This is a genomic window from Shinella zoogloeoides (assembly GCF_003574625.1).
In the GTDB taxonomy this organism is placed as follows: Bacteria; Pseudomonadota; Alphaproteobacteria; order Rhizobiales; family Rhizobiaceae; genus Shinella; species Shinella zoogloeoides_A.
In genome coordinates, this window is the sequence record NZ_QNUJ01000002.1 from 14,992 (window position 1) to 34,119 (window position 19,128).

Annotated in this window: 16 protein-coding genes; 3 read left to right on the plus strand and 13 right to left on the minus strand. The window is 60.4% G+C overall.

The annotated features are described in order from the left end of the window. Positions 1-8: 8 nt before the first annotated feature. On the minus strand, positions 9-995 hold the full coding sequence (locus tag DSD28_RS03560) for an amidohydrolase family protein (RefSeq protein ID WP_162911235.1): 987 nt from the start codon (positions 993-995) through the stop codon (positions 9-11). 116 nt (positions 996-1,111) lie between these two features. Here DSD28_RS03560 and DSD28_RS03565 point away from each other — a divergent pair, with 116 nt between their 5' ends. Beyond that, a complete protein-coding gene (locus DSD28_RS03565; protein WP_119254994.1) occupies positions 1,112-2,077 on the plus strand; it encodes a LysR family transcriptional regulator in 966 nt (321 codons plus the stop codon). A gap of 119 nt (positions 2,078-2,196) precedes the next feature. Here the strand turns inward: DSD28_RS03565 and DSD28_RS03570 are convergent, their stop codons facing one another. From DSD28_RS03570 to DSD28_RS03625, 12 genes are all read right to left on the minus strand, one after another. After that, entirely contained in the window at positions 2,197-3,357 is a 1,161-nt protein-coding gene (locus DSD28_RS03570) for a sugar ABC transporter permease (RefSeq protein WP_119254995.1), read from the minus strand. Positions 3,358-3,412: 55 nt separating this feature from the next. After that, positions 3,413-4,213, minus strand: a complete 801-nt coding sequence (locus tag DSD28_RS03575) for an ATP-binding cassette domain-containing protein (protein WP_119254996.1) — start codon at positions 4,211-4,213, stop codon at positions 3,413-3,415. Between the two features lie 63 nt (positions 4,214-4,276). Beyond that, positions 4,277-5,350, minus strand: a complete 1,074-nt coding sequence (locus tag DSD28_RS03580; protein WP_119254997.1) for a sugar ABC transporter substrate-binding protein — start codon at positions 5,348-5,350, stop codon at positions 4,277-4,279. Between the two features lie 348 nt (positions 5,351-5,698). After that, the gene (locus tag DSD28_RS03585; RefSeq protein ID WP_119254998.1) at positions 5,699-7,306 is read right to left on the minus strand and encodes a GMC family oxidoreductase; all 1,608 of its coding nucleotides are present in this window, start codon (positions 7,304-7,306) and stop codon (positions 5,699-5,701) included. A gap of 149 nt (positions 7,307-7,455) precedes the next feature. After that, the gene (locus tag DSD28_RS03590) at positions 7,456-8,637 is read right to left on the minus strand and encodes an MFS transporter (RefSeq protein ID WP_119254999.1); all 1,182 of its coding nucleotides are present in this window, start codon (positions 8,635-8,637) and stop codon (positions 7,456-7,458) included. Positions 8,638-8,664: 27 nt separating this feature from the next. After that, positions 8,665-9,324, minus strand: coding sequence for an HAD family hydrolase (locus DSD28_RS03595; RefSeq protein ID WP_119255000.1), 660 nt, complete (start codon positions 9,322-9,324; stop codon positions 8,665-8,667). A gap of 2 nt (positions 9,325-9,326) precedes the next feature. Then, positions 9,327-10,772 carry an aspartate ammonia-lyase gene (locus tag DSD28_RS03600; RefSeq protein WP_119255001.1) on the minus strand — a complete coding sequence of 482 codons (1,446 nt, stop codon included), beginning with the start codon at positions 10,770-10,772 and terminating at the stop codon, positions 9,327-9,329. A gap of 122 nt (positions 10,773-10,894) precedes the next feature. Beyond that, positions 10,895-12,355 carry an aldehyde dehydrogenase family protein gene (locus tag DSD28_RS03605; RefSeq protein ID WP_245424732.1) on the minus strand — a complete coding sequence of 487 codons (1,461 nt, stop codon included), beginning with the start codon at positions 12,353-12,355 and terminating at the stop codon, positions 10,895-10,897. Positions 12,356-12,411: 56 nt separating this feature from the next. Further along, positions 12,412-13,497 carry an ABC transporter ATP-binding protein gene (locus DSD28_RS03610; protein ID WP_119255003.1) on the minus strand — a complete coding sequence of 362 codons (1,086 nt, stop codon included), beginning with the start codon at positions 13,495-13,497 and terminating at the stop codon, positions 12,412-12,414. 12 nt (positions 13,498-13,509) lie between these two features. After that, the gene (locus tag DSD28_RS03615; RefSeq protein ID WP_119255004.1) at positions 13,510-14,349 is read right to left on the minus strand and encodes a carbohydrate ABC transporter permease; all 840 of its coding nucleotides are present in this window, start codon (positions 14,347-14,349) and stop codon (positions 13,510-13,512) included. A gap of 11 nt (positions 14,350-14,360) precedes the next feature. Further along, positions 14,361-15,308, minus strand: coding sequence for a carbohydrate ABC transporter permease (locus tag DSD28_RS03620; protein WP_119255005.1), 948 nt, complete (start codon positions 15,306-15,308; stop codon positions 14,361-14,363). 60 nt (positions 15,309-15,368) lie between these two features. After that, entirely contained in the window at positions 15,369-16,556 is a 1,188-nt protein-coding gene (locus DSD28_RS03625; RefSeq protein ID WP_162911236.1) for an ABC transporter substrate-binding protein, read from the minus strand. Between the two features lie 308 nt (positions 16,557-16,864). Here DSD28_RS03625 and DSD28_RS03630 point away from each other — a divergent pair, with 308 nt between their 5' ends. Together DSD28_RS03630 and DSD28_RS03635 are read left to right on the plus strand one after the other, a co-directional pair. Continuing rightward, a complete protein-coding gene (locus tag DSD28_RS03630) occupies positions 16,865-17,911 on the plus strand; it encodes a LacI family DNA-binding transcriptional regulator (protein ID WP_162911237.1) in 1,047 nt (348 codons plus the stop codon). 111 nt (positions 17,912-18,022) lie between these two features. Next, positions 18,023-19,057 carry a proline racemase family protein gene (locus DSD28_RS03635; protein ID WP_119255008.1) on the plus strand — a complete coding sequence of 345 codons (1,035 nt, stop codon included), beginning with the start codon at positions 18,023-18,025 and terminating at the stop codon, positions 19,055-19,057. Positions 19,058-19,128 lie beyond the last annotated feature (71 nt).

Here is a 19,128-nt window from a genome sequence, read left to right on the forward strand (position 1 = left end):
TGTCACATTCACTTTCTGATGACATCTGGGAAAACTGGTCGATAGGATTCGATGGCCGTCCCGCTGAACATTGCCTCTCGCTCCGGCTCGGAAAGCGAATGCACGCATTCCGCGTAGTCGTGGTAAATGTCCCGGAAAGAACGGAAGAGCTTGTCGACGGGAAAATTGCTCGCGAACATCAGGCGGGACGGCCCGAAAAGATCGACGAGCTCGGTGATCAAAGGCCTGACATCCTTCACTGTCCATTTCGGCTTCAACATGCCGAAGCCGGAAATCTTGACGGAAACGTTGTGACAGGCCGAGAGAGTTCGCATTCCCGTCTTCCAGGCTGAAAAGTCGCCGGTGATCAACCCATCCGGCATGCCCGCCTGGTTGACGATGATCCGGGTCCCGGCGTGGACCCTGGCGATCGACGCAAGGTCCTCCATCTGATGCGGATAGATCTGGGTGTCGAAGGACAGGCCGTAGTCGGAGAGCTTGCTGAAGTTGCGCAGCCATCTCTCGTCCCGGAGGTAGTCACTTCTATCGACGTAGGTGAGCCGGCGATCGGGGTGCCATGCCACGATGTGGCGGATGCCCCTGAGCAACGGCGACGCGGCCATGTGGGCGTCGATCAGTTCTACGGCCGCCGGATTGTCGAGCGCCACCTGGCCGACGATGGCGTTGGGGAAGCCGCTCTTCTCGTGAATTTGCTGGACGAACCGCGTCTCACCGACCGGATTCCACGGATCAAATCCACCGTCGAGATGCACCGTGCCGATCAAGTCGAATTCCCGGGTGTCGGCGAGGTAGTCCTTCGCTAGATAGTTTTTCCGGATCGGCGCCGGATCGCCGACGATCGATGGAGTGCCCGGATCCATCCACGGGTATCGATACTGCTTCAGGTCCCAGAGATGATGATGCGGATCGAAAATCTTGAGGCGGTATGACTTGGCCTCATTCGCGTTTTCCACGGGAAGGCCGTGCGCCCTCGCTTTCTCGTTTCTCATATCCATCGCACTCGTCCAACCGCGAAACTGCCTGTTCGCGAGCCATTTTGCTTTGGCGGACTTGATTGACAATACGAACGAAGTCGTGTCTCCATGACGAAAAGTCATGAGGCGGAAAGACGATGAAGCGTGCAGGAACGGACAGTTCCACACCGATCGATGCCATCGAGCGCGAGGGCAACCTGCCGTCGCTGACGGGGCTCAGGGCGTTCATCCTGGCGGCGCAATACAAAAGCTTTTCCCGGGCGGCGGAAGAGCTCAACATCACGCAAAGCGGTGTCAGCCGCGCCGTACGCTCCATTGAGGAAATCACGGGTACGCCGCTGTTCGAGCGGACCGGGCACGGGCTCGTGCTTACCGAGTCCGGCGCGGCGTATTTCGAGGAGGTTTCCACTCTCCTCAGCGAACTCGGCGCCGCCACGCTAAGGCTCGCAACCTACAAGAGCGCTCACGAATCCCTGAATATCGCGACGCTGCCCAGCCTCGGGAGCCGCTGGCTGGCCCCTCGCCTGATACGGTTCCTCAAGCAGAACCCGACCATCGACATCTCGGTGACGGGCAGGATCGGTCATTTCGAGTTCGAGGGAAGCAACATCGACGCGGCAATCCACTACGGCAGCGAGGCGTGGCCGGGCAGCCTATCGGAGCTGATCATGGACGAGGTCCTTGTGCCGATGTGCGCGCCCTCTCTGATCAGAAAGGGCGTGGTGCCAAATGCCCGGCTCCTGTTCGAACTCACGTTGATCCAGCACACGCACAGGCCGACCGCCTGGCGCGAATGGTTCAAGGATGTCGGCATCGACCATCCCCAGCCGAACCAGGGGCCGCGCTTCGAACAATACCAGATGGGTATCGAGGCGGCGATCTCGGGCCTCGGCGCGATCCTGATGCCGCCTTTCATGGTCATCGACGAGCTCACATCCGGGCGCCTTGTCCTGCTTCACAGCGTCCCGGTACCCACGCCCTGGCGCTACTACCTCGTCTATCCAAAGGGAAAGCGCAGTAAGCCCGGCGTGCAGAAATTCCGCACCTTCCTCAGAGCCGAAGCCAAGCGAACAGCCGAGCAAACCCTGCAATTGATGCGTTAGGAGGACGCGCCGGACACCGCTTCCCCGACAAAAAGGGGCCGCCTTTTGCACCCCTTTCCAGGCGTGTGGCGACCCCAGCGTCAAGATGCGGCTTGGGGAGCGCGCCGCATCCATGAAAATCAACGCCCGCTGTTGGCTTTCCGGGACAGATAGGCGTCCAGGATGACGGCCAGGGTCAGGATCGCACCCTGCACCTCAAGGCGTGTCTGGGTCGAAGCGTTGATGAGGAGCATGCCGTTCGAGACGCTGCCGATCACCAGCGCGCCCGTCAGGGCGGCCCAGACCGATCCCCTGCCCCCGAAGAGGCTGACGCCACCGATGACCGCCGCAGCGATCGCCTCGAGAAGGAGCGTCGTGTCGGCGGAATCGGGCGATACGCCGAGAACCCGCCCCGCCGCGATCATACCGCCGAGCGCCGCAAAAATCCCGGTCAGCGTAAACGCCGTCACCCGCAGGAACTTGACCGAGATACCCGCGCGGCGAGCGGCTTCCGCGTTCGCCCCGATGGCGTACAGGTAGACGCCGAAGCGGGTCTGGGTCGTCACATAGGCGAAGAAACCGAGCAATCCGAGCAGGAACGCGACGAGAAGCGGAACGCCTCTGTACGAACTGAAGACGGCAATGACGACGGTGCCGACGATTGCGAGCGCGACGGCCGGAGCGACGACGGACCACAGGAACGATGCAGGAAGCGCGTTGCGCTTCTTGGCGGCGTAAGATTGCAGGCTGAAGATGAGCCCAAGCGCTATGACGACGGCGAGCAGAGCCACGCTGACGGGAACGGGAAGATAAATCGTCGCGACCTTCCCGAGCGGCTGGCCGACCAGTGAAATCAGGTTCGAGCTGGCGGGCAGGAGATCGAGGAGAAGCCCCTGGAGGATGAGCGACGTGCCGAGCGTCACGATGAAGGCAGGCGCTCGAAAATAGGTGATCACCAGCCCTTGCACACAGCCGATCGCCGCACCGATCAAGAGACCGACAGCGACGGCCGTCACGGTATCGAACCCTTGGTTGACCGCCATTCCAGCTGTAATCGCGGCCGATACCGCGCCGGTCGCGGCGACGGACAGGTCGATCTCGCCGATGACCAGCACGAACATGAGGCCGAGCGCCACGATGCCGGTCGTCACGATCTGCAGCGAAAGGTTCGACAAGTTCCTCGGGCTGAGGAACAGCGGGTTCGCCCACGCAAAGTAGGCCCAGATGAGGACGAGCGCGAGAAGAACGGGCAGCATGCGATACCGCGTCGCCAGTGCTCCCAAGACAGCGTCAAGCTTCATTTTCGGTGTTTCCTGAGGAGCGGAATTGGCGAAAGTGGTCAAGGCGGATAACTGCTTAGACATGGTGCACCTCCTCCCGACGCGAAAGCGCAGCCATTTCCTCGTTGCTGATCATCCCGGTGATGGCGCCGACCAACTCTTCGCGGGTGTAGCTCCCACGGCTGACTTCCGCCACCTTGCTGCCAAGTCGCAGGACCACGACGCGATCGGCGACCTGCTGGACATCGCCCAGGTCATGGCTGATCACGATGACCGCCCGTCCCTGCGCGCGGAGGCGCTCGATCAGGTTCAGAACCTGCTTGCGCTGCGCGACGCCGAGCGCGGCCGTGGGCTCGTCGAGGAGCACGACACGGGGGTCGGTCAGGATCGAACGGCAGATCGCCACCGATTGGCGCTGCCCTCCCGACAGGGCGTTCGCAGGCACGTTGATGTCGCGGATCTTCACGTCGAGATTTGCCAGCACCTCTTTCGCACGGGCCTCCATGCGTGCACGGTCAAGCCGCCGGCCCTTGTACCAGGGGTGATAGTATTCACGCCCAAGGAAGAGGTTCTGCACCGTATCGAGATTGTCGCAGATGGCGAGATCCTGGTAGACCGTCTGGATACCCGCCGCGTTCGCGTCATGTGGGCTTTTCAGCGAAAGCGGTATTCCGGAGACGAGGATTTCGCCTTCGTCGGGAGACTGGATGCCGGAGATCGTCTTGACCAGCGTACTCTTGCCCGCGCCGTTGTCGCCGACCAGAGCGACGACTTCACCCGGCCATATGCTGAGTGATACCCTGGTGAGGGCAGCGACTCCTCCGAAACGTCTCGAGACGTTTCGGACCTCCAGGATCGGAGGTTCGTTCTTATTCATGACTAGGACCCCATTATGCGTTTTTGAGGAGCCGCCTTATCGGCGGCCCCTTTTCCGTCCGGTTCAGTTCTTGCAGAAGTCCGCATCCTTCCCGATGCCGCCGCACAGCTCTTCCTTCGTGAAAAGCCCGGCGTCGATCACGGTTTCCTGCACATTGTCCGGGGTGATGAACACATTCGGCTCAAGCCGCGCCGGGACACCGCCCTCGGTGAAACTGTTGGGCCAGGTCCCGTTGACGATGCCGGCCGGAGCCTCCTCGCCCTTGACCTTCGAAACGATCAACTGAACGGCCGCATCGGCCATTTGCCTGTAGGGCGGCGCCATGTCGGCGGCCTGCCAGCCAAGGAGCACGCGCTGGATCCCCTCGAGGGTCGCATCATAGCCGCCATAGACCTTCACCTTGCCGACGAGATCCTGCGCGCTCAGCGCAGCGATGGCCCCGCCGCCCGTGTCGTCGTTCATGACGACGACACCGTCGACCTCGTTGTTGGTCTTCGTGAGGCACTGTTCCATGTTCTTCTGTGCGTTCGCGGCCAGATACAGGAGGGCATCGGCCTGGCAGGCGATTTCGACGGTGCCATTCTCGATGAGCGGCTTGAGGTATTTGTCGAAACCCTTCATCTGCTCGGGATAGAAAGCGAACTTGGGATCGCCCAGCATATAGGCGAGCCGGACAGGACGATGTTCAGGGAGATGTTCGGAGAGATACTTCCCCTGCGCCTCGCCGATGTCGCTGAATGGGACGGAAACATGGTAGGCGACCGGGCCTGGACCCGGATCATGCGCGTAGGTCACGACGGGAACGCCGTCGGCGTCGGCTTTCGCGAGGATACTCGCGGACCGGGGCGGATCGACGGAGGCGAGGATGATGCCGAGCGCCCCGCTGGCGAGGGCGGACTCCGCCTGCGAGACCTGCTGCTGCATATCGTCGTTGGCGTTGAGGACCTTGATCTCGACGCCGGGGGCGTATTTCTTCATTGCCGCCGTGATGTTCGGAATGTCGAACTTTGCCCAGCGGTTCGTCGTCACGTTCGGCACGAGAAGATAGACGGTTCCTGATGGCTCAGCGGCTCGCACCGTCGCAGCGCTGAAAAGTGCGGTTGCAGAGAGTAGCGCTGCAAGGATTATAGATTTCATCGGTTCATTCCCCTTCTTCAATCACGGCAAGTCTCTCGCCGGTTGTCGATACAAGTGCGCTGATTGTTCTTATTGCCTGCCGGTGACATGGTCCCGAATAACGCCGCATCTCTTCCGGTCGTTCAGGTGATTGCAGGCTAGTGCGGCCCGTATAGCCGCTCAAGATAACCCGCGTCATTTCATCATGACTTTTTCTCATGCCATTCAGTGGCGAAAAGAAAATGCCGCAGCGGATCAGCCGCGACCTTCGTGGGAGTCCGGGCGGCGACGGATCTCGGCGTCGATAAAACATTACGAGCGCCACCGGGGCCTCCCTTCAGCACCCGAAAGATAAAGTTCGCGATTTGGCTAGTATGCCAACATCATGTCGGCCGCTTTCTCTGCGATCATTATCGTCGCGGCGTTGGTGTTGCCGCTAACCATTGTCGGCATGATCGATGCATCGGCGACGCGCAGCTTCGCGATGCCATGAACCCTCAGCTTCTCATCCACGACGGCCATCGCATCCTGGCCCATCTTGGCCGTGCCGCATGTATGGTGACCGATCCCCGAGGTGCTGCGGATATAGGCGTCAAGCTCTGCATCCGACCTGACATCGGCACCCGGGGTAAGCTCCGGTCCGCGGTAAGGCTCGAAGGCTTCCTGTGCGAAGATTTTGCGGGTTACACGGATAGCCTCACGAGTGACCGCCATGTCGTATTCAGATGAGAGGAAGTTCGGATCGAAGACGGGAGCCTCCTTGGGATCGGCGGACTTCAGCCACATTTTCCCACGGCTTTCGGGCCGGTTCGGCCAAACATGCACAACGTAGGAATGCCCTTCGAGTTCGTCCGCCCAAGGCATCCAGATTTTGAGGCCCTGCCCTGGATAATACGGGATGAACACCGCCTGGCATTCGGGAGCCTCGACACCGGGCTGTGTATTGAAGAAGCCACCGGCTTCAAGCGGGCTCTGCGATACCTGACCTTTCCTGAAAAGCAGGCTATTCACCATCGCGAAGGTCAGCGAGTGGATGCGCAGGGAAGATGCCATGGAAACAGGCTTCTTCGAACTGTGTGCCACCGAGACGTTCACGTGGTCCTGCAGGTTGGCGCCGACGCCCGGAAGATGTCTCACCGGAGAGATGCCGAGCTTGCCGAGCGCCTCCTGATCACCGATCCCCGAAAGCATGAGAATTTTGGGGGAATTGAATGACCCGGCAGCCAGGACGATCTCGCGGTTTGCCCGCACGCGATGGACGGTTCCGCCCTTCTCATATTCGATGGCTACGGCCTCGCCGTTTTCGACAATCACCTTGTGGACGTTCGCATTCACCTCCACCTTGAGGTTCGGGCGGCTCATCGCCGGGCGAAGAAATGTCTTCGCCGTCGTCTGGCGACGTCCTTCGGCGATGTTGAAGTCGTAGACTCCGAACCCCTCCTGGGAGGCGCCGTTGAAATCGTTGTTCAACGGGTAACCGGCCTGCTGGCAAGCCTCCAGATAGGCCGTGGTCAATTCGCTGACCATCGGCGGCTTGGTGACGGGCATCGGACCACGCGTGCTGTGGAACGCGTTGTCGCCTCCGAAATACTTCTCCGATTTCCGGAAATACGGGAGGACATCTTCAAAAGACCAGCCCGGATTTCCAAGCTGCCGCCAGGTGTCGAAGTCGGCAGGATTACCCCGAATGTACTGTGCCCCGTTGAAAATGAAGGAACCGCCAAGCATCTTTCCTCGAGGAAAGTACTGGGTTCGTCCATTCATGTTCTTTTGTGGTACGCAATTGTACGACCAATTATTGCGCTTGAACGAGAACAGCTTCGCAGCGAGAAACGGCAGATCATACGAGATTTCGCGGCCCGAACCCCCTGCCTCAAGAAGCAGGACACGATCGCCTCGTGCGCTGAGCCGGCTGGCCAGTACGCTCCCGGCCGACCCGCCGCCGACAACTACAAAATCGAAACTATCACTGTTCAAGACGACTAACTCCGCGTTCCCGGTTTTGCGACTACCTTGCCGAAACCGGTTCTCGCATCAAGCCATGCACACTCGTTTCTCCATGACTTTGAGTCATATGGCGCTCGTAGCGCCGCATATCGAAAAGAGGCTTGCCGCGGGCATTCACCCTAGAGAGCCGTTTCGTGACTGACCGCGCTGATCGCCGGCTTAGCCGCCCGCCGGACGTTCAGCGCACCGCTGGCGAAAATGGCCACGAGAATGAGGGGCAGGCATATGGCGTATAATATTCTCATACCCCAAGCCTCGGCGACGAACCCGAGCAGAGGCGGCGCAAGGAAAAACACGACGAAAGCCATCTGCCCGACCGCGGCCACGTTAACCGCCGACGCCCTGTCAGTCCTTTGCGCCGCCGCAGAGAGCGCCATCGGATAGACTGCGCTGCATCCGCCGCCCATCATCGCGAAGCCAGCCAAGGCGGCGTATTCATGCGGGGACAGCCAAACGATTGCCAGGCCGATCGCCGCCATCGTGAGGAGGGTTTGTGCGACGACGCGTGCTCCAAATCGATCCACCACGGGATCGATCGTAACGCGGGCCAGCGCCATAAAAAACGCGAACAGCGTCAAGCCCGATCCGCCGATAAACGGTTCAGATTTGAAAACGTCCCGCATATAGATCGCCGACCAGTCCAGGCCCGCGCCCTCCACGAGACATGCCGAGATGCCGATGATGCACAACGGCATAAGCGAAAGCGTGGGAAAGGCGATCAAGGGCGCTTTCTGCTCCTCGACAACCTTCGGGATGGTTGCGTTTTCCATCCCTTTGACAACGACGAGGGACAACAAAACGACGATCGTCGCCATGACGATCATGTGCGTTGTCATCGGTATTTCAGCCTGCCGGATGAAGGAGGCCGTGACAGCGGTGACGAAGAAACCGACACTCCAGAAGCCGTGCGACCGGTTCATGATGCTGACACCCTTCTGAGCCTCGATCCGCCCAATCTCGATGTTCAGCGCAAGCTCAAGCGTTCCCGTAAAGAGACCGGTCAGGAAGAGACAGCCAAACACGGCACCTGCGCCTGGCAGCACCGGTGTCAATGCGAGCAGGAGGCCGATCGCGGGGATCGCGATTGAAAATGTCCGCTTGCTGCCGAGGCGGGCAATGATGGGAGCTGAGGCCGAAAGAGAAATCAGCGAGCCTATGGCAAGCCCGATCAAGGTCATGCCCAGTTCGGCCTTGTTGACCGCGAGCCTGGTCTGCAGGTCCGGAATTCGCGCCATGAACGCGCCGGTCGCAATAGCAAGCAGGAAAAACGCCAGATATGGCCTTTGGTGAGCTGCGATCATGGAGATGGACTTCTTTGCTGAAGCTCGTCACCGCGCCAGACGAGCGGCGCGTTCGAACCCGGTGAGATCGGGGGCCTTCTGCACATCGGCGGGGAAAAGGTCAACCACATCGGGTGCGACAATCGCCAGAAACGGGATGCCGATCTTACGGGCCGCGTGAAACTCGGTGGGTGAATCCCCGACAGCCAGACACTCCACGGCTTCGGCGCTCTCCAGCCGCATCACATTCCGAAACTCGGCATATTTCGACTTGGGCGAACCCGATACGGTCCGGAAATACCGCGACAACCCGCGTCGTTCGATTACCAGCCTGAGATCATCCTCCGGCATTCCTGAAACGACGTGCATCGGAATTTCGTTTTCAAGACGGGCGAGAAGAGCCTCGGCGCCGGGGATAAACGCGCAATTGAGCATGCCCTCATCGATGATTTCCGCGAAACGGTCACAGAGATTTTCAACTGTCACTTCATCGCCGGGTCGGCCGAACACCTCGCGCTCGAAATACTCGAACTTTTGACGTCGGCCAATTCCGCCATGCTGTTCCTGGTACTCGACGACTTCAGCGACCTTTTCCGGGTCTTCGCAGCTGTATACCTGCGCAAAGGCCGCGGTCTTCAAGCGTGCGGAATCAAGAATAACACCGTCGAAGTCGAAGATGATGGTCTTGAAGCGGTCGAGATAAGGCATGCCTATTTTCCATTTGCCGGCTGATTGCGGAAGCGCGAGGGGCGCGTCAAAGCCTTCGTGTCGAGAACCTGTTCCAGGAGATCGGCTGACAAGGTGTTGCTCTCGTCCAGCAACGCCCTCATGGTGCGGCCGCTCCGGAGAATTTCCTTCGCCATCTCGGCAGCCTTCTCGTATCCGATGAGCGACGTCAACGCAGTCGCGAGCGCCGTACCCGCTTCGAGATGCTCCTTGCAGCGCTCCTCGTTCGCCGTGATCCCGGCAATACACTTTTCCCTGAGGGTTCTCACCGCATTGGTCAGCAACGTGATGGACTGCAACAGGTTGAACACGATGACGGGTTCGAAAGCATTGAGCTGGAGCTGCCCGGCTTCTGCCGCCAGGGTCACGACGAGGTCGGCCCCGATGACCTGGAAAGCCACCTGATTGACCACTTCGGGAATGACCGGGTTTACCTTGCCGGGCATGATTGACGAGCCGGGCTGCATCGGCGGCAGGTTGATTTCGCCGAAGCCCCCGCGCGGTCCGCTCGAAAGCAGCCTGAGATCGTTCGAAATCTTGGAAAGCTTCACCGCCGTCCGCTTGATGGTGCCGGAGAAGAGGACAAACGCTCCCGTATCCCAGCAAGCCTCGACAAAGTCCAATGCGGGAACGACGTCGACCGACGACACTTCCGCGAGCTTCTTGATGGCAAGAGCCGCGTAGCGAGGATCGGCGGTAATGCCGGTTCCGATCGCCGTACCGCCGAGATTGATTTCCTTGAGAAGCCTGGCCGCCTCCTCGAGCCGAAGGATGTCCTCTCTCAATGTTACCGCAAAGGCCGCGAATTCCTGCCCTAGCGTCATCGGCACGGCATCCTGCAGTTGCGTGCGCCCGAGCTTGAGGATGTCGGCGAATTCCGCTGCTTTCGCTTCGAAAGCGTCAGCGATGCCGGCGAGCTCGTTCGACAGGCTGTCGTAGCTGAGAAGGAGCGCCAGACGGATCGCCGTGGGATAGACGTCGTTTGTGGACTGCGAGAGATTGACGTCGTTGTTCGGGTGGATGACGTCGAAGCTTCCCTTGGGAAGTCCAAGATGTTCCAAAGCGAGGTTCGCCACCACCTCGTTCACATTCATGTTCGTCGATGTCCCGGCTCCCCCCTGGAAAACGTCGAGGACGAATTGGTCCGCGAGCTTGCCGCCGGCGATGTCGTCACAGGCGGCGACGATCGCGTCCGCCTTCTTCCTATCGAGGTCGCCGAGTTCCAGATTCGCCAGCGCCGCCGCCTTCTTCACGAAGGCCAGCGCCCGGATGAAGACCGCATAATGCCCGATCGGAATGCCCGAAATCTGGAAGTTGGCGAAAGCCCTTGCCGTTTGAGCGGCGTAATAGGCGTCGGCATCGACGTCGATTTCGCCAAGGGAATCGTGCTCACGCCGCTTGGCGACGGTAAGGGGCAGCATGTCAGTCATTTCTAGGAACCTTCTACGAACCTACCGGAAGAAAAATGGGCCGGTGGCGGATCGGAGCCACCACCAGCCCACGGCTGCCTTGGGAAGAGCAACGCTTTAGACAGCCATTCGCCGCATGGTTATTAGACCGTGTGAGGCAATGCGTAGCCGCGCTTGCCCAGTTTGATGAATGTCGACTTCACCTCGGTGAACTCAAGAAGGCCATCCATGCCGTTCTCGCGGCCGAGACCGCTTTCCTTGAAGCCGCCGAACGGCATCTGAACCGAGGTTTCGAGGAACGTATTGACGTAGACCGTCCCGCTCTTGAGTTCACGGGAGACCTGGATCGCCTTGTCGATGTCCTTCGTCCAGACGCCGTTGCCGAGTCCGTAATTGGTATCGTTCGCAAGCTTGATCGCTTCCTCCGCGGTCTTGAAGGTGGTGACGGCAAGAACCGGTCCGAAAATCTCTTCGCGGAAGATTGTCATTTCCGGCGTAACGCCGGAGAAGATGGTCGGAGCAACGAAATAGCCCTTGCCGAGACCATTATTGGTCAGGCGTTCGCCGCCGATCTCCAGTTTTGCACCTTGCTCGATACCCGTCCTGATGTAGCCGAGTACCTTTTCCATGTGCTGTTCATGGATCAGCGCACCGACGTCAGCCTGTTCGTCGTCCGGAAGGCCGATACGGATTTTCCTCGAGCGTTCGACAAGCTGCCTGATGAAATCGTCGGCAATGGACTCCTCAATCAGCAGGCGGGTCCCTTGAACGCATTCCTCACCCTGGTTGAGAATATAGCCGAATGCGATGCCGTCGATGGCCGAGTCGATGTCGGCATCAGCGAAGACGATGTTCGCCGCCTTGCCCCCGAGCTCCAGGCCGACGCGCTTCATCTGCTCCGCACAACGCTGCGCGATCCGCTTGCCGACCACGGTCGAACCCGTGAAGGAAATCATGTCGACACCGGGGTGACCCGTGAGAGCCTCGCCAACGGTACGGCCGGAGCCTGTCACCACATTGATCACGCCGTCCGGAATGCCGGCTTCCCTGGCCAGCGCAGCGACCTCGAGCGTCGTGCCCGCGGTCAGCTCCGACGGCTTGATGACGACCGTGCAGCCGGCTGCCAGCGCGAAGGGAAGCTTCTGGAAGAGCGTGACGAGCGGGAAATTCCAGGGCGTGATCATGCCGATGACGCCGCGGGGCTCTCGGCTCACCAGACCGAGGTTCGCATCCCCGATATTGTTCACGAGGTCGCCCGGAATCTGGTAGGCGAGAGCGGCAGCGTAACGCCCGAGCTCGATGGCCCATTCCGTCTCGCCCTTCGCGAAGCGAATGGGCTTGCCGACTTCCTCGGCCTCGATCGTCGCGAGCCTGTCGGTGTCGCGCACGATCAGTTCAAGCCAGCGGGTGATAGCCTTGGCGCGCTCCGAACCGGGAATGCCGGACCAGATCGACCGGTTGTCGAAGGCTGCCCGAGCTGCCGCGACGGCCGCACCGACCTCCCCTTCGCCACCTTCCGCGAAACGGGCGAGCGGCGCACCGTGAGCGGGCGAAGTCCGTTCAATCGTCCTGGCTGTCTTGAGCCACCCGCCGTTGATCCACAATCCATATTCTCTAACGGTCATCGGTATTTCCTTTCAATTTTCTGCGGCGACGGTGGTCAGTGGCGCACCACGGCGTCATCGTTGGCCACGACACGCAGCAATTCGGACGGAGCGACAACTCCGATCGTGTCTCCCGCCTTCACCGTGGTCCTGTCGGTGACGATGACGAAGCGGACGTCACCCACGCTGACATAGATGTTCGTGGTCTGCCCGAGCGGCTCGACCAGCTCGACAAGCGCGTCCGTCGCGCCCTGTGCGCCGGCTTTCGCAACGATCAGGTGCTCCGGCCGGATGCCCAGGAGCAGGCCGCCGTTGCCGTCAACGATCTGTGCTGCGAACGCGCGCTCGTCGTCGCAAAGCGAATGGGCAAAGTTCGGAAGGATGCAGGTAACGGTGCCACCGGCCTTGAGCTGCGCGGGGAACAGGTTCATCGGCGGCGACCCGATGAATTCCGCGACGAAGCGCGTCTTGGGCCGGTCATAGATTTCGAGCGGCGAGGCCACCTGGACCATGTTGCCCCTGCTCATGACCGCGATGCGGTCCGCCATCGCCATCGCTTCGATCTGGTCGTGCGTGACGTAGATCGTGGTGATGCCGAGGTTCGTGACAAGCTTCTTGATTTCCGTGCGCATGACGGCGCGCAGCTTTGCGTCAAGATTGGACAACGGCTCGTCCATGAGGAATACCTTGGGGTTGCGAACGAGCGCCCGCGCGAGCGAAACGCGCTGACGCTGGCCTCCCGAAAGCTGCGACGGCTTGCGCTGGAGCAGTTCGCCAAGCCCGAGCTTTTCAGCGGTGTCCTCCACCTTGCGTGCACGCTCGCGAACGTCGAGCTTGCGGATCTTCAGGGGAAACTCGATGTTCTTGAAGACCGTCATGTTCGGGTAGAGACCGTAGTCTTGGAACGCCATGGCGATATCGCGGTGGCGAGGCTCGGCGTAGGTCATGTCGGCGCCGTCGATGCTGATGCGGCCGGCTGTGGGAAGCTCCAGGCCGGCGACCATGCGCAGGGTCGTGGTCTTTCCGCAGCCCGAAGGACCGAGCATCACGAAGAACTCGCCATCCTTGATATCGACGGAAACGCCGTTGACGACCTTCAGCGCGCCGAACTGCTTGTAGACGGTATCGATATTGATTGCCATTTCGAGAATTCCTTACCCTTTGACCGCGCCGAGCGTGAGGCCGCGGACGAGGTAGCGTTGCATCAGAAGAACGAGGACGACGACGGGAAGCGACATCATCACGCCGGCTGCGGAGGCGAGGCCCCAGGCGATGGCCTTTGGCTTGATCGCGTTGGCGGCGATGACGGGAAGCGTCTTGGCCTCCTGCGAGGTCAGCATGCTGGCGAGCAGGAACTCGTTCCAGGCGAACATGAAGACGATGACCATCGTCGCGGCGAGGCCCGGCAACAGAAGCGGAAGCGTGACGCGCCAGAAGGTTTCGAAGCGGCTGCAGCCGTCGATCATCGCCGCCTCCTCGATGGACTGCGGAATATCCTGGATGAAGACGCGCATGACCCAGACGACGAAGGGCAGGCCGGAGAGGGCGTAAGCCGCGATCAGCAGCCAGGGCGTATCGAAAATCCCCAGCTGGCGGGCGATGATGAACATCGGAATGACGCTCACGATCGGCGGCAGCATGCGGATCGAAAGGATCTCGAAGGCGAGGAATTCCTTGCCCTTGACGTCGAAGCGGGCGAGCGCGTAGGCCGCCATCGTTCCCGCCGCCATCGCGATGCAGGTGGCGAGGCCGACGATCAGCGCGCTGTTCAGCAGGGCCTGCCATGCGTTCAGCTCGGTGAAGAGCTGTGTATAGTTCGCCAGGGTCGGCGAGAAGCTCCAGACCGGGGGATAGGCCGAAATGTCGACTTCACTCTTGAAGGAGGAAGTCACCATCCAGAAAATCGGAAACGCGAAGAAGAGCGCGGCGGCGATCGCCAAGCCATATGCAGCCAGCGCGCCGGCGCCGCTCTTGAGAATTCGGCTGTTCGACATGAGCGATCTCCTCAGCGGTTTTCTTTGTCGGCGACCAGCTTCAGGAAGCCGGTGAGATTCACGAAGACGAGGACGACGACGAGCACGATGACAAGGGCGATCCACGAGAGCGCCGAGCCGTAACCCAGATCGAAGATGCGGAAGTTCACCCGCTGGAGATAGACGCTGAGGAGGTCCGTCGCGAAGTCCGGGCCGCCGCGCGTGATGATGTAGACGGTGTCATAGGTGCGGAAGGCGTCGACGATGCGAAGAAGGGTCGCAATGACGATCACCGGCTTCAGCATCGGCAGGGTCACGTTCATGAACGTGGCAAGGTGCCCTGCCCCATCGATCGCGGCGGCTTCGAACGGGCTCTTGGGGAGAGAGCGGAGCCCTGCGAAGATGATGATGAACATGAACGGCGTCCACTGCCAGACGTCGACGAGGATCACCGAGGCGAGCGCGCTCGAGGGTGAACTGGCCCAGGACAGATGGCTCACACCGATCAGCGAGAGCAAATAGTTCAGGACGCCGAGATCAGGCATCATCATCGTGCGCCACGTGATGCCGACGGCGATCGGCGTGATCAGCATCGGAATGAGCAGGAAGGTGCGCAGGACCACGAAGCCGAAACGGTACTGATTGAACAACAGCGCCAGAAGCACGGCCAACGTCAGGGAAAGCGCAACGCTGATTGCCGTGAAGGCGAGGGTCAGGCCGACGGAGTACCAGAACTGGCCATCGCCGAAGGCGCGGGCGTAGTTCGCGAACCCGATAAACGAGTAGGACGTGCCGAATGTCGGGTTGTAATTGGTCAGCGATATGTAGAGCGAATGCAGCAGCGGATAGAGGCCGACGATCGTCATGATGATCATCGTCGGCGCAAGCAGGAGCGTGGGAACGCTCTTCTCGCCCGCGCGGACTGCCTTCGTCGCACCCAGCTGCAAAGCCGGTGCGTTGATGGTGCCACTTTTGGCCATTTTCAAGTTCCCCAATAGAAACGGGCATGGCCAGCAGCCATGCCCGCGACACGCTTTCGGTCAGGTGCGGATGACGGAAGCCAGCGCGGCCTCGGCGTCTTCCATCGCCTGTTGAGGTGTCTTGCGACCGTTCACGCCCGCAAGGATGTTTTCGTAGAGCACCCGCTGCACTTCGACCGCATTGGTCAGGCGGTACGGCGGGATCGAAACCGGGGTCGTACCGCGTGCCGGGAAGTCCCGGAAAGCCTGCAGCATCGGCACCTTGGCGACGATTTCAGGATTGTCGATGTCCGCCTGGAGGCAAAGCGACGACTCGCCGTTCTCGCGGAACAGCTCGTAGGCCTGTCCTTCACTCATCCACTTGAGGAACTTGTAGGCCTCCGCCTTGTTTTCCGACGCGGCATTGATGAGGATCGACCAGCCGCCGACCATCTGCTGTTCGAACTTCTCCGTCGGCGAGACAGTGTAACCGAACTTGCCCTTGAACGGACCGTCCTCGATGCCGACGATGACGTCCGACCAGGTGATCATCATTGCAGCCTTGCCCTGCTGCATGATGGAGGAGCCTTCCGCATAGTCGAAGCCTTCGACGCCCTTCGGCGTGAAGGGCAGCACCTCGCGCAGGCGCTCGATCGCGCGGGCGCCCTGGCCCTCGGAATTGAACACCACCTTGTTGTTTTCGTCGAGCACGCCGTCGTCGTTCGGGGCGATCTTGGTCATGCCCATCAGTCGGCTGCCCCAGTCGCCGCTCATATGCGCGTCCTGACCGCCGAGCAGCAGGACGTTGCCCGCGACGTCATCCGAATGCAGCTTCTCGGCCGCGTCGCGATATTCGTCCCAGTTCGTCGGCACCTTCGTGATGCCGGCCTTTTCGAACAGATCCTTGCGATAGACGAAGACCGGGGTCGTCATGACGAGCGGCAGGCCCCAGCGCTTGCCGTCGTACTCCGTATAGGTCGTGGAGGCAGGCGCAAGTTTGCCCACGCTGATTTCCGGCAGCGAGGCGTCTTCCGCGCGGATATCCTCGAACGCGCTTGCCCAGCCGTTGCGCAGCGGCTGCCGGATCCAGAGATTGTCGGTGGTGAAGATGTCGAAGGTGCTGGAACCCTGGCTGAGTTCGATCAGCAGCTTCTCGTAATGGGCTTCATAAGGATTGCCTTCGCCCGTGATCTGCGCGCCGGTATATGCCTTCGCGACGCCACCGGTAAGAGCGCCGGCCCAGGCGGTGTTGCTGTTCAGGATGTTCAACGTGCTCGCGGCCCATGCGCGGGTCGCTGGAGATAGCGTTGTCGCCGCCGCCCCGATGGCCAGCATCTTGAGCAAAGTTCGGCGCTTGAGTTCAGGTGTGAAATGTCCATGCATCGTTTGGGCTCCCCAATTTATTGATTGCGCGACGCAGCCGCCTATGTGCGAGCTAGTAAACGTTTACCAGAATGCACCAGGAATATCCGTTGTCAATCCGGATTCTGGCGGGGTGATTGAAATCTGAAGAAATACATCCATTATGCATGAGCAGCAGGCAAGGACTTAGGCCCCGCAGGAGCAGTAGAAAATCCATGAAAAACAAACGTCAGACCGGGCGCGGGGTAACGGTTCACGATGTGGCGAAATTGGCAAACGTATCCATCGCCACGGTCTCTCGCGTGCTCAACAAGCCGGAGAATGTGAACAAGGAAATGTCTGAGCGGGTGCTTAAGGCCGCGGCACAGCTTGGATACACGACAAATTCCGCCGGCAAGGCCCTGCGCCTGGCGCGCACCCGCACGATCGGCACGCTCCTGCCACGTCTCGACGACCCGATCTTTTCCGAACTGGCGCACGGCATCCAGGAAACGCTCTTCGCGCAAGACTATGCGGGCTTTCTTCAGACATCGGGCTACGACAATACAACGATTTTCGACGCCGCATTCAGGCTTTTCAACCGTGGGGCCGAAGGATTACTTGTATTTGGACGGGTAGACGACAAACGCTTGCTGGAATTCATCGAGAAAAACCCGATTCCGGTGCTACAGGTATATTCCTACCTGGAGGGCCACCCTCTGCCCTCCGTCGGAATCGATAATGCAAAATGCACGCAGAAAATCGCGGAGCTCATGCTCCAGTTCGGGCACAAGGACATCGCGCTGATCTCCGGCCCAACGCAAGGCAACGACAGGCAGCAATCCCGACTGAATGCATATGAGCAGATGATGCGGGACCACGACCTGAATACGGTCATGCAGGTCGTCCAGCCCGGATACACCATCAATGACGGCGGGTTGGCGTTTCGCAGGATTATCGAGCAAAATCCAAAGGTTACGGCCGTAATGTGCAACACCGGCCTTTTGGCCTGCGGGGTTCTTTCCGAGTGCCGGAAACTCGGGATCGACGTCCCCCGCCAGATGTCCGTGAGCGGCTTTGAAGACATGAGCTTCGCACCCCTCCTCTACCAACCGCTGACGACCCTCTCGGTCCCCGTCGGGGACATGGGGCGCTACGCTGCACGCGCAATGATCGCAAGCCTTGAGCAAGGCGAAAGCCTGACCTCCATGCAGTTCGAGACCAGCCTGATCTTGCGCAATTCCATCACCGTACCTCCGAAGGCGTCCGACCGCGCGGCATGACGCGAAGAGAAAACGTTTATTGACCGCCCACCAGAAAACGTTTACAAGTCAGCCTCATGAACATCGAACTGGCCTGCCTCAGTTCGACATGCATCATGGGGATGACGAGGAATGCGCTTCAGCAAAATGATCAATGTCGTCGGCGCCCACGCGGCAGGCGAGCTGAATGAAGTCATAACGGGCGGCGTTCTTCCGGTCCCCGGCAAGACTATTTTCGAGAAGATGCAGTACCTGGAGAGGAACGGTGACGAGCTTCGTCAGTTTCTCCTCCATGAGCCGCGTGGCAAGGTCTCGCAGTGCGTGAACCTTGTGCTGCCGGCCACCCATCCGGATGCCGACGCGGGCTTCATCATCATGGAGTCGGAATATTACGTCCCCATGTCCGGCACGAACACCATCTGCACGGCTACCGTTCTTCTCGAAACGGGCATGGTGCCGATGATCGAGCCCGTGACGACGCTCACGCTCGAGGCGCCGGCGGGTCTGGTGCGCGTAACGGCGCAATGCCGTGACGGCAAATGTGAAAGCATTACGTTCGACAACGTGCCCGCCTTCACCATGGCGCTGGACAGGACGATCGAGGTACCGGGCCTCGGCTCGATGGTCGTCGATGTCGCCTATGGCGGCATGATCTACGTCCTGGTCGATGCCCAAAAGTTGGGCTACGGCATCACCCAGGACGAGGCCGCCGAACTGGTCGATGTCGGCGAGAAGATCAAGCTGGCGGCGGCCGAGCAGATACCCGCCGTCCACCCGGAAAACCCGGAAATCCACACCATCAACCAGACGCTGTTCGCCGGCCCGCTCCGCAGCGAGAACGGCGTGAAGCGGGCGAAGAATACAGTGATCGTTTCCCCCGGCAGGCATGACCGGTCGCCCTGCGGAACGGGTACGAGCGCGCGGCTTGCCGTGATGCACGCGAAGGGGCAGATCGGCGTCGGCGAGAAGTTCGTGCACGAATCCATCATCGGCACCGAGTTCATCGGCGAAATTCTCGGAACGACGACCGTGGCGGGGCAGACCGCCGTGCGGCCGGCGATCACGGGCTCGGCCTGGATCACCGCTTTCCACCAGTACGTCCTGGATCCGCGCGACCCGTTCCCGACCGGTTACAAGCTGGGCGACACCTGGAAGACACCAACCTGAGGATAGCGAATGCCATTCTCACAGGAACTCACGCGGGCGACCGTCGAATTACGACAGATACGCTCAGGCAA

Bases quoted from the DNA above. Each gene is read 5' to 3' on its own strand.
- DSD28_RS03610 (WP_119255003.1), bottom strand. From the start codon at position 13,497: ATGGCAATCAATATCGATACCGTCTACAAGCAGTTCGGCGCGCTGAAG.
- DSD28_RS03595 (WP_119255000.1), bottom strand. From the start codon at position 9,324: ATGCCTTATCTCGACCGCTTCAAGACCATCATCTTCGACTTCGACGGT.
- DSD28_RS03590 (WP_119254999.1), bottom strand. From the start codon at position 8,637: ATGATCGCAGCTCACCAAAGGCCATATCTGGCGTTTTTCCTGCTTGCT.
- DSD28_RS03580 (WP_119254997.1), bottom strand. From the start codon at position 5,350: ATGAAATCTATAATCCTTGCAGCGCTACTCTCTGCAACCGCACTTTTC.
- DSD28_RS03635 (WP_119255008.1), top strand. From the start codon at position 18,023: ATGCGCTTCAGCAAAATGATCAATGTCGTCGGCGCCCACGCGGCAGGC.
- DSD28_RS03565 (WP_119254994.1), top strand. From the start codon at position 1,112: ATGAAGCGTGCAGGAACGGACAGTTCCACACCGATCGATGCCATCGAG.
- DSD28_RS03600 (WP_119255001.1), bottom strand. From the start codon at position 10,772: ATGACTGACATGCTGCCCCTTACCGTCGCCAAGCGGCGTGAGCACGAT.
- DSD28_RS03620 (WP_119255005.1), bottom strand. From the start codon at position 15,308: ATGGCCAAAAGTGGCACCATCAACGCACCGGCTTTGCAGCTGGGTGCG.
- DSD28_RS03575 (WP_119254996.1), bottom strand. From the start codon at position 4,213: ATGAATAAGAACGAACCTCCGATCCTGGAGGTCCGAAACGTCTCGAGA.
- DSD28_RS03615 (WP_119255004.1), bottom strand. From the start codon at position 14,349: ATGTCGAACAGCCGAATTCTCAAGAGCGGCGCCGGCGCGCTGGCTGCA.
- DSD28_RS03560 (WP_162911235.1), bottom strand. From the start codon at position 995: ATGGATATGAGAAACGAGAAAGCGAGGGCGCACGGCCTTCCCGTGGAA.
- DSD28_RS03630 (WP_162911237.1), top strand. From the start codon at position 16,865: ATGAAAAACAAACGTCAGACCGGGCGCGGGGTAACGGTTCACGATGTG.
- DSD28_RS03570 (WP_119254995.1), bottom strand. From the start codon at position 3,357: ATGAAGCTTGACGCTGTCTTGGGAGCACTGGCGACGCGGTATCGCATG.